The sequence below is a fragment of the Xanthomonas sp. NCPPB 1067 genome (assembly GCF_020783795.1).
GTDB lineage: Bacteria > Pseudomonadota > Gammaproteobacteria > Xanthomonadales > Xanthomonadaceae > Xanthomonas > Xanthomonas melonis.
Genome location: NZ_JAJGQG010000002.1, coordinates 184,935 through 200,217, shown reverse-complemented (window position 1 = coordinate 200,217; position 15,283 = coordinate 184,935). Strand labels below are relative to the sequence as shown.

General features: G+C 67.8%; 16 protein-coding genes. 7 read left to right on the top strand and 9 right to left on the bottom strand.

Annotated elements, in window-relative coordinates:
- Positions 1–162: 162 nt before the first annotated feature.
- The 3 genes from LL962_RS02670 to LL962_RS02660 all read right to left on the bottom strand — a co-directional run bounded on the left by LL962_RS02670 (position 163) and on the right by LL962_RS02660 (position 2,881).
- Complete coding sequence (locus LL962_RS02670) at positions 163–861, bottom strand: methionine ABC transporter permease (RefSeq protein WP_104585188.1); 699 nt, start codon at positions 859–861, stop codon at positions 163–165.
- A complete protein-coding gene (locus tag LL962_RS02665; RefSeq protein WP_104585190.1) occupies positions 858–1,865 on the bottom strand; it encodes a methionine ABC transporter ATP-binding protein in 1,008 nt (335 codons plus the stop codon). Before LL962_RS02665 ends, LL962_RS02670 begins: the two co-directional genes overlap by 4 nt.
- Before the next feature lie 119 nt (positions 1,866–1,984).
- The gene (locus LL962_RS02660; RefSeq protein WP_228315796.1) at positions 1,985–2,881 is read right to left on the bottom strand and encodes a DMT family transporter; all 897 of its coding nucleotides are present in this window, start codon (positions 2,879–2,881) and stop codon (positions 1,985–1,987) included.
- 107 nt (positions 2,882–2,988) lie between these two features.
- Between LL962_RS02660 and LL962_RS02655 the strand changes: the two genes are divergently transcribed.
- The 6 genes from LL962_RS02655 (at position 2,989) to LL962_RS02630 (ending at position 8,296) form a co-directional block, all read left to right on the top strand.
- Entirely contained in the window at positions 2,989–3,474 is a 486-nt protein-coding gene (locus LL962_RS02655; protein WP_104585192.1) for a YajQ family cyclic di-GMP-binding protein, read from the top strand.
- A 154-nt stretch (positions 3,475–3,628) separates the two neighbouring features.
- On the top strand, positions 3,629–4,087 hold the full coding sequence (locus tag LL962_RS02650) for a hypothetical protein (protein ID WP_228315795.1): 459 nt from the start codon (positions 3,629–3,631) through the stop codon (positions 4,085–4,087).
- A complete protein-coding gene (locus LL962_RS02645) occupies positions 4,080–5,819 on the top strand; it encodes an ATP-binding response regulator (protein WP_104585196.1) in 1,740 nt (579 codons plus the stop codon). Before LL962_RS02650 ends, LL962_RS02645 begins: the two co-directional genes overlap by 8 nt.
- Positions 5,797–6,651, top strand: coding sequence for an alpha/beta hydrolase (locus LL962_RS02640; RefSeq protein ID WP_228315889.1), 855 nt, complete (start codon positions 5,797–5,799; stop codon positions 6,649–6,651). The genes LL962_RS02645 and LL962_RS02640 overlap by 23 nt, the downstream gene beginning before the upstream one ends.
- 108 nt (positions 6,652–6,759) lie before the next feature.
- A complete protein-coding gene (locus LL962_RS02635) occupies positions 6,760–7,329 on the top strand; it encodes a DUF1415 domain-containing protein (protein ID WP_104585609.1) in 570 nt (189 codons plus the stop codon).
- Between the two features lie 160 nt (positions 7,330–7,489).
- Entirely contained in the window at positions 7,490–8,296 is an 807-nt protein-coding gene (locus tag LL962_RS02630; RefSeq protein WP_228315887.1) for an SDR family oxidoreductase, read from the top strand.
- Positions 8,297–8,370: 74 nt separating this feature from the next.
- On the opposite strand, the gene LL962_RS02625 is transcribed toward LL962_RS02630, so the two are convergent.
- Genes LL962_RS02625 through LL962_RS02615 form a run of 3 tightly spaced genes read right to left on the bottom strand, consistent with a single transcriptional unit; the run spans position 8,371 to position 10,825 of the window.
- Positions 8,371–9,051: an HAD family hydrolase gene (locus tag LL962_RS02625; RefSeq protein ID WP_104585198.1), complete on the bottom strand. Its 681-nt coding sequence runs from the start codon at positions 9,049–9,051 to the stop codon at positions 8,371–8,373.
- The gene (locus LL962_RS02620) at positions 9,048–9,761 is read right to left on the bottom strand and encodes a pseudouridine synthase (protein WP_104585200.1); all 714 of its coding nucleotides are present in this window, start codon (positions 9,759–9,761) and stop codon (positions 9,048–9,050) included. Before LL962_RS02620 ends, LL962_RS02625 begins: the two co-directional genes overlap by 4 nt.
- Entirely contained in the window at positions 9,758–10,825 is a 1,068-nt protein-coding gene (locus LL962_RS02615) for a class I SAM-dependent methyltransferase (RefSeq protein WP_228315794.1), read from the bottom strand. Before LL962_RS02615 ends, LL962_RS02620 begins: the two co-directional genes overlap by 4 nt.
- A 145-nt stretch (positions 10,826–10,970) precedes the next feature.
- Between LL962_RS02615 and LL962_RS02610 the strand changes: the two genes are divergently transcribed.
- A complete protein-coding gene (locus tag LL962_RS02610; RefSeq protein WP_104585204.1) occupies positions 10,971–11,231 on the top strand; it encodes a hypothetical protein in 261 nt (86 codons plus the stop codon).
- Positions 11,232–11,349: 118 nt separating this feature from the next.
- Here the strand turns inward: LL962_RS02610 and LL962_RS02605 are convergent, their stop codons facing one another.
- The 3 genes from LL962_RS02605 to LL962_RS02595 form a co-directional block, all read right to left on the bottom strand.
- A complete protein-coding gene (locus tag LL962_RS02605) occupies positions 11,350–12,687 on the bottom strand; it encodes a PQQ-dependent sugar dehydrogenase (RefSeq protein ID WP_104585206.1) in 1,338 nt (445 codons plus the stop codon).
- Between the two features lie 89 nt (positions 12,688–12,776).
- A complete protein-coding gene (locus LL962_RS02600) occupies positions 12,777–13,079 on the bottom strand; it encodes a DUF3247 family protein (RefSeq protein WP_104585208.1) in 303 nt (100 codons plus the stop codon).
- Between the two features lie 118 nt (positions 13,080–13,197).
- Positions 13,198–15,231 carry a hybrid sensor histidine kinase/response regulator gene (locus LL962_RS02595; protein WP_228315793.1) on the bottom strand — a complete coding sequence of 678 codons (2,034 nt, stop codon included), beginning with the start codon at positions 15,229–15,231 and terminating at the stop codon, positions 13,198–13,200.
- Positions 15,232–15,283 lie beyond the last annotated feature (52 nt).

Here is a 15,283-nt window from a genome sequence, read left to right as displayed (position 1 = left end):
GAATGCGAAAAACTTCAGACGTTAAACCTAGCAGACCGCAGCGGCGGCCGCGATCGGCACTCCGGCACGCCATGGCGCGCGCCGCCGGTATCCATCTCCATCGACGCGGCAGCGCGCAGGCCGCCCCGCGGCAAGCAGCGAAGGAATACGACCGGCGCCAGCTCAGCGCCGGCTGTAGTGTGCGACCAGCCTGTCGCCCACCATCTGCAGCAGCTGCACCAGCACCAGCAGGGCGATGACGGTGATCAGCGCGACATCGGCGTGCGAGCGCATGTAACCCTCGCGGTAGGCCACATCGCCCAGCCCGCCGGAACCGATCGCCCCGCCCATGGCGGTGAAGCCGATCAGCGCGATGGTGGTCACCGTCGCGCCGGCGATCAGGCCCGGGCGTGCTTCGGGCAGCAGCACCCGCAGCACCAGTTGCCGGGTGGTCGCGCCCATCGCCTGGCTGGCTTCGATGATGCCGCGATCGACTTCGCGCAATGCGGTTTCCACCAGCCGCGCATAGAACGGCGCCGCGCCCACCACCAGCGGCAGGATCGCGCCGCGCACGCCGAGCGAGGTGCCCATCAGCATCAGCGTGAGCGGAATCATCGCGATCATCAGGATGATGAAGGGCACCGAGCGCAGCAGGTTGATGATCAGGGCCAGCGCGCCATACAGCAGCGGGCGGCGACGCAGCTGCGGTGCGCCGCACAGGAACAGCGCAACGCCCAGCGGCAGGCCGATCAGCAGCGTCAGCGGCAGCGCGCCGGCCAGCATCAGCAGGGTATCCAGGGTGGCCTGGCCGATATCGCCCCACTTGGCGGCATCGAGATTGCGGAAGAAGCCGCCCGCGGCGGCGATCGTCAGGGACGTCATACGCGCAGATCCTCCACCTGCACGCCGGCGGCGACGAAGCCGGCGCGCGCGGCATTCTGATCGCCCCCGGTCAGGGCGACGATCAACTGGCCATACGGGGTGTCCTTGATGCGGTCCACGCGCCCGGACAGGATGTTGTAGTCCACCCCGGTTTCGCGGGCGATACGGCCCAGCACCGGCTCGTAGGTGCCGTTGCCCAGGAAGGTCAGCCGCACGATGCGCCCGCCGACGGCGGCGAAGTCGCGGTGCAGCTCGGCCTCGTCCACGTGTTCGGCTTCGGAGACGAAGCGCCGGGTGGTGGCATGCTTGGGATGCAGGAAGACCTCGGTGACCGGGCCGGTTTCCACCAGCTTGCCGGCGTCCAGCACCGCCACGCGGTCGCAGACGCGGCGGATCACATCCATTTCGTGGGTGATCAGCACGATGGTCAGGCCCAGCTCGCGGTTGATCTGCGCCAGCAGCTGCAGCACCGAGGCGGTGGTCTGCGGATCCAGCGCGCTGGTGGCCTCGTCGCACAGCAGGATCTGCGGCCGGGTGGCCAGCGCGCGCGCGATGCCCACCCGCTGCTTCTGCCCGCCCGATAGTTGCGCCGGATACTTACCGGCATGTTCCTGCAGCCCGACCCGGGCCAGCAGCTCGGCCACCCGCGCATCGATCTCGGCACGCGGCGTACCGGCCAGTTCCAGCGGGAAGGCCACGTTGCCGGCCACGGTGCGCGAGGACAGCAGGTTGAAATGCTGGAAGATCATGCCGATCCGCCTGCGCAAGGCGCGCAGGCCCTGGCTGTCCAGCGCAGTGACGTCTTCCTCGCCGATCAGCAGGCGCCCGCCGCTGGGCTCTTCGAGCCGGTTGATCAGCCGGATCAGCGTGGATTTGCCGGCGCCGGAGTGGCCGATGATGCCGAACACCTCGCCGGGACCGATCCGCAGATCGAGCGGATGCAGCGCCACGATCTGACGACCGTCAACGGAATAGGACTTGTGCAGGCGCTGAAACTGGATCACCGCGCTTAGCCGGTTGGGGGGTCGTGAAGCCTACCACCGGGATTGGGAATTGGGGATTGGGGATCCGCAAGGGCCACAGCGGCTCCGCTGGTGCCAATCCCGAATCCCGAATCCCGTCCTCACGGCCGTTCAAGCGGCAGCGGCCTGTCGGCCTTGCGTATGCGCTCCCGGCGTAACAAATACAGACCGCTGGCGACGATGATGCCGGCGCCGGCCCAGGTCCAGCGGTCGGGCAGGCTCTGCCATAGCAGCCAGTCCCAGCCGATCACCCAGACCAGCCCGGTGTATTCGAGCGGCGCGATCATCGAGGCCTCGCCGCGCAGGAAGGCCTGGGTCAGCGCGATCTGGCCCAGCGCGCCGGCCAGGCCCATCCCGGCGATCAGCCAGGCGTGCCCGCCCTGCAGCGGCACCCAGCCGGGAATGGCCAGCACCCCGGCGCCGATGGCCATCAACAGCAGGAACCACACCACCATCGCCTGCGGCGTATCGGTGCGGGTCAGCAGGCTCACCGTGACCGCGGCGATCGCATAGGCCGTGGCCGCCAGCAGCACCATCAGCCCCGGCAACGAGATCAGGCCGTCCACGCCGGGGCGCAACACCACCATCACCCCGACCAGGCCGATACCGATCGCCGTCCAGCGCCGCGGCCCCACCTGCTCGCCCAACAGCGGCACCGACAGCGCCGCCACCAGCAACGGCGCCACGAAGTACAGCGTGTAGGCGGTCGATAGCGGCATCCGCTTCAGGCCGTAGACGAAGCAACCGATCATCGCCATGCCCAAGGCCCCGCGCAGCAGGTGCAAGCCCCAGCGCACCGGCACGATGGAACGCGGCCCGGCGGTGGCCAGTACCCACACCAGCACGAACGGCAACGAGGCGGCGCCACGCAGCAGGGTCACCTGTAGCGGTGGATAGTGCGCCGACAGCAACTTCATTCCCGCATCCATCAGCGAGAAGCAGGCCACGGCGGCCATCATCCAGGCGATGGCGGGAAGCGGAGAACGGGTGTCGGGCATGGGCGCATTATCGCCGCCACCACGCGAGCGCCGCCAATGCATGGACGCGGGCATCGCGGTCCGATGGCCTAGAATGGCCGCTGTACTCAGCACAGCAGGAGCCTTGCATGCCTTCCTTCGACGTGGTGTCCGAAGTCGACAAGCACGAATTGACCAATGCGGTGGACCAGGCCAACCGTGAACTGGACACGCGTTTCGACTTCAAGGGGGTCCAGGCCAGGTTCGAACTGGAAGACGGCAAGGCGATCAACCAGTCCGCACCCAGCGACTTCCAGCTCAAGCAGATGACCGATATCCTGCGCGCGCGGCTGCTGGCGCGCGGCATCGACGTGCGCTGCCTGGAGTTCGGCGACGTGGAAACCAACCTGGCCGGGGCGCGGCAGAAGGTCACCGTCAAGCAGGGCATCGAACAGAAGCAGGCCAAGCAATTGGTCGCCAAACTCAAGGAGGCCAAGCTCAAGGTCGAAGCGCAGATCAACGGCGACAAGCTGCGCGTGACCGGCAAGAAGCGCGACGACCTGCAGGATGCGATCGCGCTGCTGAAGAAGGCCGACATCGAGTTGCCGCTGCAGTTCGACAACTTCCGCGATTGAGCACACTCGAACGGTGACGGTGTTGGCGGCGATCGACCGGGCGGTACCACGGCCAACCACACGCAGGGGCGATGCGCCCTGGCGCGGATATTGCGGACGGTGCGTCGCCATCGTGCCGAATCTGCGCGAGCGGCCGCAGGTGTAGCGACCCGCGATGCATGCCCTGCTTGCCAGCCTGCTGCATCGCCTGCGCGCCAGCCGCCGCGCCGGTGCGTGTGCCACAGGCGCCACAGAGGCCTTGCATGCGCAACCACGGATCGAAGCCGGATCGACGCTGCATACCATGGCCGAGCTGGACCCGGTCCAGGCGGCCGCCTTTGCCGATGCCTTTGCGGCGGAGATCGACCGCGCCATCGCGCAGTGCACGCTGGGTGCGGCCAGCACCCGCCAGGAGCAGGCGCTGCAACAGATCCATGCGTTGAAGAACACCCTTTCGCTGACCGGCTCGCAGCCCCTGCTGAGGGCCTGCGACCAGCTGCGCGACGATGTGGAGCGCGGCGCCTGCGATGACACGCTCGCGCACCGTTTCACCGCGGTGGCGACCGCCGCGGCGCTGCTGGTCGAACAGTACCGGCGCACCCTCCCTTCCGACGACACGGACCTCGATGCCTAGCACCTCCCACCGCGCCGCGCCCGGCCTGATCCCGGCGGCCAGGCAGTTGCGTAACGACAGACTGGTACGGCTGCTCGAGTCGTTCCTGGAGTACCGCGCCTGCGTCGGCCGCGCGATCGTGCAGACCATCGTGATGCTGTGGTGCCTTGGCTGGCTGTACGGCCCGCAGCCGGTACTGGTCAAGGATGCGCATGCGGTGTTTCCGACCGCGGTGGCCTTGTGGATCATTTCGGTCACATGGATGGTGCTGGTACGGCGCAAGCGCATCCCGCAATGGGAATGGCTGGACGCGGCAGGCTTTGCGATGAGCCTGCTGTTCATCGGCATCCAGACCTCGCTGGCCTTCATCCTGCTGATGTCCTTGAATGCGTTCCTGCCGTTCATCACCATTGCCGCGGTAGCGCGCTACGGGCAGCGCGCCACCTTCCCTGTGCTGCTCAGTACCTTCGTGCTGATGCTGGTGACCGCACCGGACGGCTACTGGCTGTCGCGGCCTGCGTACTTCGTCTACGCGGTGGCGCTGAGCATGGTGCTGCCCTTGCTGGTGTCGCGCATCGTGATCGCCATGCAGGAAGTGGCGCTGCAGGCGCTGGCCTCGCGCGATGCGCAGAGCCGCTTCATCAGCACGATGAATCACGAACTGCGCACGCCGTTGAACGCGGTGATCAACTGCGCGCAACTGATCGACACCACGGCAATGCCGGCCGAACAACGCGACCTGATGCAGGCGGTGACCGTCAACGCGACCGCCCTGCGCCATCGCGTCAACGAAGTGCTGGACGTGGCCAGCATCGATGGCGGGCGCCTGCAATTGCACAGCAAGCCGTTGAACATGCTGGACGTGTTGACCACCGTCAGAGCGGTCTGCGCAACCGCCGCCTCCACCAAGGGCGTGACGCTGAGCGTGCGCCTGGAAGCGGCGCAGACGCCATACCTGCTGGGCGACGAAGGCCGCATCGAACAGGTGATCACCAACCTGGTGGTCAATGCGATCAAATTCACACCGGCCGGCGGTGCGGTCGATCTGCTGATCGAGGCAAGCCTGACGCAGCAGCGCTGGACGATCGAAGTCATCGTCACCGACACCGGCATCGGCGTACCCGATGACAGCAAGGCCTACATCTTCACGCCGTTCACCCAGCTCAGCACCGGCTTCGGCCGCACCGAAGGCGGCGTCGGCCTGGGTCTATACATCGCCCTGTCGGTCTCCGAGGCGATGGGCGGCAGCCTGACGGTGAGCGACAACCCTGCAGGCGGCAGCATCTTCCGCTGGATCTTCGAACTGCCGGCCGCCGCGGCCGACAGCAGCCGCGCCGGCGACCTGCGCGATGCACTGGCCGAGCACGCACGGACGGTAACGTCATTGCATTGCCTGGTGTTCGAAGACATGGACACCAACCGCCTGGTGATCGGCAACCTGCTCAACCGCGCCGGGCATCGGGTGAGTTTCCATGCCGATGGCAACGATGCCGTGCAGCGTATCTTCGAGGCCGCGCCGGACATCGTCTTCCTGGATCTGCACATGCCCGGCACCTCCGGCTGGGATGCGCTGGTACAGGCGCGCGATGCGATGGCCACGCTGCCGCCGATCATCGTGCTGACCGCCGATACGCGCACCGATTCGATGCGCGAAGCCGCCGCTGCCGGCGTGGCCGGTTACCTGTCCAAGCCGATCAATGCGCATGAACTGCTCGCGCTGCTCGCCCGGCATGCCCAGCAACGAGCGCATTGACCTGAAACCCGGCAATGCGGCGCGCCAGCACTGGCACACCGCAGCGCCGGCACGCAGTGCCATGGCATTGCTCTATCTGCACGGGTTTTCCGCAAGCCCGGGCGAGGCCGGTGCGCTGCCCGAACGGATCGCCGATGCGCTGGAGGCCAACTGCTACGTGCACCGCTGGCCCGGGCATGGGTGCAGCGCAGCCGATGCGATGCAGGGGCTGACCCCGACGGCACTGCAGGACTCGGCGCTGGAGGCACTGGCCCAGGCGCAACGCATGGGCGAGCGCGTGGCGATCGTTGGCTCGTCGATGGGCGCAACGCTGGGCTTATGGCTTGCGGCGCACCGCCCCGAACGGATCGCTGCGGTGGTGGCCTGGTCGCCCGGCATCCGGCCTGCTCATCCGGGCCTGCTCGATCGGCTCTGCCAGGCGCAAGCGCCGGTGACCGATCCCTATCCGCGTACCGAGGCCGCCCTGGCGTACTGGTCGCAGACCGTGCACCCGGATGGCTTTCGCGCCTTGCGCGATCTGTTCGCACTGTTCGCGGCCGACCCGCCGTGGCCGCAGGTGCATTGCCCGGTGATGCTGGGCTATTACCGCGGCGCCGATGGCGAGGAGGATCAGATCTCCTCGGTGCCGGCGATGTTGGCCATGTTCGAGGCGCTGGGCACCGCGCCCTCGCAGAAGCAGGCGGTGGCCTTCGCCAGCGGCGCGCATGCCATCGGTTCGCCGCACAAGACCCCGATGGCTGAAGCGGTGGCGCAGGCGACGGTGGATTTCCTGCGCATGCAGGTCGGCGGCGCGCGGCGGAGCAATACCGCTGCCGACGACAGGCCGCGCTAGCACGCCTGCTGCATGACCGAGTCTGCCGGCGCAGCAGCGCAAACGCAGCATGCGCCGCCGGGCCGGCAGCGATCGCATACACTGGCGCGCCATCACGCCGCCGCCACGATGACCGCCTTGCCCGACCCGCCCGACCCGTTGGCCGCCACCCGCAGCTGGATCGAGCGCGCGGTGATCGGCCTGAACCTGTGCCCGTTCGCCAAGGCGGTGTACGTCAAGCAGCAGGTCCGGCTGGTGCTCAGCGATGCCAGCACGCCGGAGGCGCTGCTGGAGCAACTGGCCGAAGAACTCGTCCTGCTGCGCGATACGCCGGCCGAGCGGATCGACACCACGCTGATCGTGCACCCGGACGTGCTGACCGACTTCCTGGATTACAACGACTTTCTCGACAACGCCGATGCGGCGGTGGAAGCGCTGGACCTGCAGGGCGTGCTGCAGGTGGCCAGCTTCCATCCCGATTACCAGTTCGCCGGTGCCGCGCCGGACGATGTGGCCAACTTCACCAACCGCTCGCCCTTCCCTACCCTGCACCTGCTGCGCGAAGACAGCGTGGAGCGCGCAGTGGCAGCCTTCCCGGATCCGGACGTGATCGTCGAACGCAACATCGCCACGCTGGAACGGCTGGGTCATGCCGGCTGGGAGCGCGTGTTGAGCGGCTCCGAACAGTCAAGCAGCTGACCCGCACGGCTGCGCCAGGCCGAATGGCGAAAGCATGCGCCGACTCCAACGCCAACGCTTTCCAGACCTGCCGGTTGCGGCCGCATACGCGCCGAGCATGCCGCATCAACGACAGGCGGCGCGTTACAGTGGCCCGGACGTCATTGCCGGTCATGCCCAGATGCCATTGATTCCCGCCGTGTCCGCCTGGAACCCGTCCCCGCTACAGGATCGCGTGGTGGTCATCACCGGCGGCGCGCAAGGGATAGGCCGTGGTATCGCGCAGGCGGTGCTGGGTGCCGGCGGCAGCGTGGTGATCGGCGATCTGGATACAGACGCCGGCAAGGCCTGTCTGCAGGAATGGGCGCTGCCGCGGCGCAGCGCCTTCGTGCGCTGCGATGCCGCGCGCGAGGCACAGGCCACACGCCTGGTCGCCACGGCGCTCAAACGTTTCGGCCGGATCGACGGCCTGGTCAACAATGCCGGCGTGCCCGATCCGCACATCGCCGCGCTGCCGCAACTGGATTGGGAGCAGTGGAATCGCCGCCTGTCCAGCCTGCACGGCGCCTTCCTGTGCAGCAAGCACGCCTTGCCTGCGCTGACGCAGGCGCCGGGAGGTGGCGCCATCGTCAACATCGCCTCCACCCGTGCCGGGCAATCGGAGCCGCATAGCGAAGCCTACGCGGCCGCCAAAGGCGGATTGGTGGCGTTCACGCACGCACTGGCATTGAGCGAAGGCCCGCAGGTGCGCGTCAACAGCATCAGTCCTGGCTGGATCAGCACCGACGCCTGGCGCGCGCCGCAGCGCCGCCGCGCGCCCAGGCTGTCGCGGCGCGACCATGCGCAACATCCGGCCGGACGGGTGGGCACGCCCGAAGACATCGCGCAGCTGGCGGTGTATCTGCTTGCGCCACAGCTGTCCGGTTTCGTCACCGGGCAGGACTTCATCGTCGATGGCGGCATGTCGCGCAAGATGCAGTACGTGTGAGTGCACGACGCGGGCGGGCGATGGAGCGGTGAACGCGACGGGTCGACACGCCAGTACGCACCCAGCCGAACGCTTCAGGGCGACAGGCAGGCTTCCAGCAGGCACTGCGCATCGCCCAGCGAGGGCAGGATGCGATGGCCGAGCGCGCGCACCTCGGCATCGGGTTCGAGCAGGTCCGGAATCTGGATCGGCGTCATGCCGGCCGCCAATGCGGCGCGCACGCCGGTGGGCGAGTCTTCCAGCACCAGGCAACGCGCAGGGTCCACCGCCAGCGTGCGCGCGGCCAGCAGATAGATGTCCGGTGCGGGCTTGGGGTGGGCCACATCGCTGGCCGTGCACACGGCATCGAAGCGCCACAGCAGATCGGCCGCCTGCAGCTTGCGCAGCGCCAACGGGCGCTGGGTGGAGGTGGCCACCGCACGCGGCATGCGCTGGGCGGCCAGATACTCCAGCAGCGCGATGATGCCCGGCCGATGCGGGATACCACGTTCGACTGCGGCAGCGTAGAGCCGTTGCGCGTGCGCCAGCATGGTCCCGGCAGCCGCATCGCCGATCCGTTCGCCCAGCAGCAGGCGGCAGGCCACATCGCCGGTGCCTACCATGCGCAGCCAGAATGCCGGCTCGACCTGCAGGCCCTGCTCGCTCGCCGCCTGCGCCAGACAGCCGGTGATGGCGCGTTCGCTGTCGAGCATCAGGCCATCCATGTCGAAGATCACCGCCTGCGGACGGAACGGCAGCGCGAGGTCGGCGCTCATGCGGCGCCCCCGCCGCCGAACAACAGGTCCAGATCGGCGGCTGCCAGCGCGCGCCATTGTCCGGACGGCAATGCATCCAGCGACAACCCGCCGATACGGCTGCGATGCAGCGCCACCACGTGATTGCCGGCGGCAGCGAACATGCGGCGCACCTGGTGATAGCGGCCTTCGTGCAGGGTCAGCCGCGCCTGGCGTGGGCCAAGCACCTCCATTTCGGCAGGCAGCAACGGCTTGGTCTCGCCGTCCAGCAGCAGCGTGCCGCTGGCAAACAGCGTGGCTTCGTCGCCGCGCAGGTCCTCGGCCAGGGTGACCTCGTAGACCTTGTCCAGCGCCGATCTGGGCGAAATGATCCGGTGCAGCAGCGCGCCGTCGTCGGTCATCAGCAGCATGCCGCTGGTGTCGCGGTCCAGCCGGCCGACCGGCGCCAGCACCGGCGCGCGCAGGCGGAAGCGTGGCGGCAGCAGCTCGTAGATCAGCCGGCCGGTGTCCTTGGTCGAACAGGTGTAGCCGCCGGGCTTGTGCAGCAACAGGCTGAAGCCAGGCGGCGGATCGAGCGGTTCGCCATCGATGCGGATCGCCTCGTGTTCGACCTGATCGTCGGCGTAAAGCACCTCGCCCTGCGCGTCGGTGATGGCGCCCTGGCGAAACAGCTGGGTCACCTGTTTGCGGCTGCCATAGCCCAGATTGGCGATGTGCTTGACCAGCTTCATGCGCGCGCTCCACGTCCGCGGGTGGCGGCGATCAGCTTGAACCCGTCGCGCTCGGCCGCCACGCGCACCTCTCCGAAGCTGTCGTTGAGGATCTGTTCGTAGGGCAGATGCCGGTTGGCCACCAGCAAGAGTTGCCCGCCCGGGCGCAGTGCCTGCGCGGCCACCGCAATGAAGCGCTGGCCGATATCCGGGCGGTCGGCACGCGACGGCGTGTGGAACGGCGGGTTGCTGAGGATGAAGTCGTACTGGCCCGCCAGCCCGGCGGTGACGTCGTGCCAGTGGTACTGCAATCGGGCCGGATGCGGGATGTCCTGCAGGTTGCGCCGCGCCAGATCCAGCGCGCGCGCCTCGGCCTCGTACAGATCCAGCGCAGTGACCCTGGGGCAACGCGCCAGCACTTCGGCCGACAGGTAGCCGAAGCCCGCGCCGAGATCGGCGCCATGTCCGGCCAGGGTGGCAGGCAGATGCTCGACCAGCAGTGCCGATGCCGGATCGATGCGGTCCCAGGCGAACACGCCCGGACGGCTGAGGAAGCGCCCATCGACGATCCTGCGCGGCGCATCCAGCGCTGCCCAGCGTGCCTGCAGCGCGGTATCGGTGGCCGCCGGCAGCGGCGCGGTCCAGTAAGTGCGGCAGTGGTACTTGGTCAGGCTGCCGGCCAGGCCGCTGAGCTGGTGCAGATCCGCCTCGCCGGAACGCGCGCCCTCGTTATTGGCCTGGCAGGCGACCACCCGCCCGCCGGGCGCGGCCAGCGCCACGGCCCGCGCGAGCAGCGCACGCGCTTCGTCGCGCTGGCGCGGCGGCAACACCAGCACCAACGCATAGCGGGTGCCGTCGGCCTCGATCTGGCGCTCTTCGCGCACCTGCCAGCCGCTGTGTTCCAGCGCCTGTGCGAAGGGACGGAAGCTCTGCTCGCAGATCAACGTTCCGGCGGAGGCCTGCGCGCGCAGCACGGCGCCGTCACGGGCGCGCAGGAACAGCACCGGCCCCGGTGGCCACGGCAGCACGCCCTGGGCAAACGGAAGGAACAGGGCTTGAAGCGGAGCATCGTGCGGGCCAGCCATCGGATCGTCGGGTCGGAAACAGGCCGCCATTGTAAGGGACCTGCGACGCCCGCCCGATCGGGCTTCCAATGTGTATACGGACTATTGATGCCCCGGCAACATCTGCCCACCTACGCTGCAGGCACGCTCACAGTGGAGAGACGCGATGCGCGCATTGTTCGTAGGTGGAGTCGTCGACAACAGCGAAATGGATCTGGACGACACGCCTCCCCCGATGCACTACCCCGAGAACACCGGTGCCGGCCGCCCGCGCTACCGTCTGCATCAGGTCGGCGAGCGCGCGGACGGCAGTCTCGCCTACGCCGTGTATGGTGCGCCGGAAATGGCCGACGACGACATCTCCCGTATCACCGAAGAACGTGGTTATGCACGGCGCTTCAGTGCATCGCCGGAGTCGCCACGCTGAGCCCCGGCCTGGCCCGGCATTGACCGGGCCAGTCTGGCATCAACGGGGGGTGACCCGCACGCGCCAGTTCGTCGTTGTCCGGGCCAGACGCGACACCCGCCCGTGAGGTGCGGTTGCGTCAACGCGCCTTCGGGGTCGCCCGCCAGATCACGTTGCCCACGTCGTCGGCCACCAACAGTGCACCCGCATTGTCGAGTGCGACGCCTACCGGGCGTCCCTGCGCATTGCCTTCGGCATCCAGGAAGCCGTCCAGCACGGTGATCGGCGTACCGCTGGGCTTGCCGCCCACGAAGGGCACGAAAATCACTTTGTAGCCACTGGGCGGATCGCGATTCCAGGAGCCATGCTGGCCGACGAAGGCGCCTTGCCGGAAGCGCTCGGGCAGCAGCGTGCCAGCGGCAAAAGCCAGGCCCAGCGATGCCGTATGCGGGCCCAGCGCATAGTCCGGCTTGATGGCCGTGGCCACCAGGGCGGCGTTCTGCGGCTGCACGCGCTCGTCCACGTGCTGGCCGTAGTAGCTGTAGGGCCAGCCGTAGAAGCCGCCATCGCGTACCGAGGTGAGGTAGTCCGGCACCAGGTCGCTGCCGATCTCGTCGCGCTCGTTGACCACCGTCCACAAGGTCTTGCTACCCGGCTCCCAGGCGGTGCCGACCGGGTTGCGCAGGCCACCGGCGAAGACGCGGCTGCTGCCGGTGGTGGGGTCGATCTCCAGGATGGCGGCGCGGTTGAGCTCGGCCTCCATGCCGCGTTCGGCCACATTGCTGTTGGACCCCACGCCGACATACAACTTGCTGCCGTCGGGGCTGGCCAGCAATGACTTGGTCCAGTGATGGTTCAGCCCGCCAGGAAGATTGGCCACGAAGGTCGGCTTGGCGGTGATGTGGGTGTCGCCAGGCGTGTATGGAAAGCTGACCAGCGCATCGGCGTTGGCCACGTAGAAGCGGTCGCCCACCAGCGCCATGCCGAACGGCGAATACAGGCCGCTGATGAACTGGGTGCGCACCTCGGCCACGCCGTCGCCATCGGCGTCGCGCAGCAAGGTGATGCGATTGGCGCTGGGCACCGCTGCGCCGGCCTTCTTCATCACCGCGCCCTGCACCTTCTTGCGCAGCCCACCGCCGCTGTCGGCATCGTCGGGCTTGGGCGGCTCGGCGGTTTCGGCCACCAGCACATCGCCGTTGGGCAGCACATAGAGCCAGCGTGGGTGGTCGAGATCGCGCGCGAAGGCATTGACCTGCAGATCGTCGGCCGCGGTTGGTTTGGCGTTGGCGGCCCAGCGTTTGACCGGCGCGATCTTGACGGTGGGAATCAGCCGCTTCACCGGCTCGGGCAGCTGCGGATTGGGGCCGGTCCCCTGTTCGATGGCCAATGTGGCGGTATCGCCGCAGCCGGCGAGAACGGCCAGCGCCATCAACGACAGCGGCCAGCGGGCGAACGAAGACAGGGAAGCAGTCATTGCAGCGGATCCTGAACAGTTGCGGCAGCGAGACATCATGCCGACAACCCGACGATGAGAAGTAAACGCATCGTCAATGGATCTCTCGCTCACCCCTGCGTATCGCTTCCTTGCAGAAAGGGACGCACCGCCACGATCCGATCCAGCCAGATCCAGTGCGGCTCCTGCGAGGCATCGAGTTGATCCAGTCGCAGCTCGCCGTTGATGCCCTCGTTTTCGCGCTCGTCGCGATAGGTCTGCAGCGTCGGACGCACCGCGACCGTGCCGCTGACACTCTGCCCGTCGTCGAGTTCGACATGTACACGTTGCTGATCGTCGAGCAGGCAGACCCAGTTTTCCAGCGTGGCGATCTGTACCTGCTCGGTATACACGTGCGGGGCGTACTTGGACATGATGCGTTCTCCAACTGCTCGGGCGCTTCACGCTAGGCCAGCGGCCGTGAACACCGCAGCAAAGGCGCCTACCCGGATCTGCGGCGGCGCACTTGCCCCACGCGCCACCGCGCCGGCATCACTCCAGCAATTCGCGCGCGGCGCGCACGGCGGTCACCAGCTGCGCCACGCTGTACGGCTTGGCCAGGTGTTCCTGGAACCCCGAGTCCAGAGCGCGCTGACGGTCGTCGTCGCGGGCCAGTGCGGTCACTGCCACCGCCGGCAGCGCGCGCGCATCCAGTCCCAGGTTGTCGCGCACGGTGCGAATCAGCCCGTAACCATCCATGCCGGGCATGCCGATATCGGTGAGCATCACGTCGAAGCGCGCATGGCCACGGTGATCGATCAGCGCCAGTGCATCGGTCGCGCTGCCGGCAGTGACCACCTCGGCACCCTGCTCTTCGAGCAGACGGCGCAGGTAGTCGAGCATGTCCGGCTGGTCCTCCACCGCCAGCAGGCGCAGGCCGTTGAGGGCGCGTGCTTCGACGATCTGTTCGGACATCAGGCGCCGACGCAACTCGCGCCGCGGGCGCCTGGCCTGGTCGGGCAGGTACTCGGGCAGGCGCACGGTGAAGGTGGCGCCCTTGCCGCGGCCGCCGCTGCTGGCGCCGACCTGGCCGCCATGCATCTCCACCAGTTGCTGCACGATCGCCAGGCCCAGGCCCAGGCCCCCGTGCTGGCGCGTGGTCGTGCCGTCGGCCTGACGGAAGCGGCCGAACAGGTGCGGCAGGAATTCGGCCGCAATGCCGTCGCCGGAATCGCGCACCGCCACCAGCAGATGGCCATCGTCGCGTTCGATGGTGACATCGATCCGGCCATGCGCGGGGGTGAACTTGATCGCGTTGGAGAGCAGGTTCCACAGCACCTGCTGCAGCCGCGTGGCGTCGCCCAGCACCAGACATGGCGTGGATGGCGCATGCAGTTGCAGCACCTGGTCCTTGCCCTCGGCGGCCAGCTCCTGCGTATTCAGGGCTTCGCGCACCTGCTCGGCCAGATCCAGCGATTCGACCTCCAGCTGCACCTTGCCCAGCAGCATGCTGCTGAGATCGAGCATGTCCGAGATCAGCCGCTTCTGTGCGCGCGCGCTGCTGGCGATCACCGATAGTCCCTTGTAAGTGGGATGCCCTTCCTCGACCCGCTGCAACAGCAACTCGCTCCAGCCCAGGATGGTGGTCAACGGCGTGCGCAGCTCGTGCGACAGGGTCGCCAGGAACTCGTCCTTCAGCCGCGCCATGCTCTCGGCTTCGTTGCGTGCGCTGCGTTCGGATTCCAGCAACTGCTCGCGGGCCAGCTCGATCTCGCGTTGTTCGGTCACGTCCGGGCTGCTGCCGGCCAGGCCGATGAAGCGCCCGTCGGCCGAGTAGCGTGGCGTGGCGGTCATCTCGATCCAGCGCCATTGGCCGTCATAACGGCGCGCGCGTACCAGCGCGCGCAGGCCGCGCTGCGCCTCCAGCGCGGCCGACAGTTCGAACTGGAAGGTCGGCAGGTCCTCCGGATGCAGCAGGTCGCTCCAGGCCGAGACCGTGCCGCTGGAGATATCCAGGCCGAAGAATTCGCCGTAGGCGCTGTTGACGAAGCGCACCACGCCTTGCGCATCCAGCACCCACACCGGCATCGGCAGGCCGTCGGCCAACGCACTGAAGCGCGCCTCGCTTTCGGCCAGTTCGCGTTCGACGCGCTTGCGTTCAGTGATGTCCATGAACAACACCGCCACCCGCGCCTGCTCTGGCTGGCCCACCCGGAATGCATCCACCGAATACCAGCGGCGCAGCGCCTTGGCCTGCATTTCGAAGTGGATGCGATTGCCGGTCCGGGCGACATGGCCGTAACGATCGAACCATTCCTGCTCGTGATCGGGAAGCATGTCGCGGATGGACACATCGATCGCGTTCGACAGGCCGGTATAGCGCTCGAACGCGCCATTGGTGGTACGAATCAGGTAATCGACGGCCTGTTCGCCCTCGAAGACCAGATCGATGACGCAGAAGCCGGCATCGATGTTGTGGAAGATCTCGTGATACATCCCCGGATCGAGGAACGGCTCGGCGATGCCGGACGGCAGGGCCGCCGCCAGATCGGGGTGGGGACTGGAAGTACTCAGATCGGAGACCACGGATGCTGCCGGAGCGGATGACGAACAGATGAAACCATGCCCGATGTCGTCA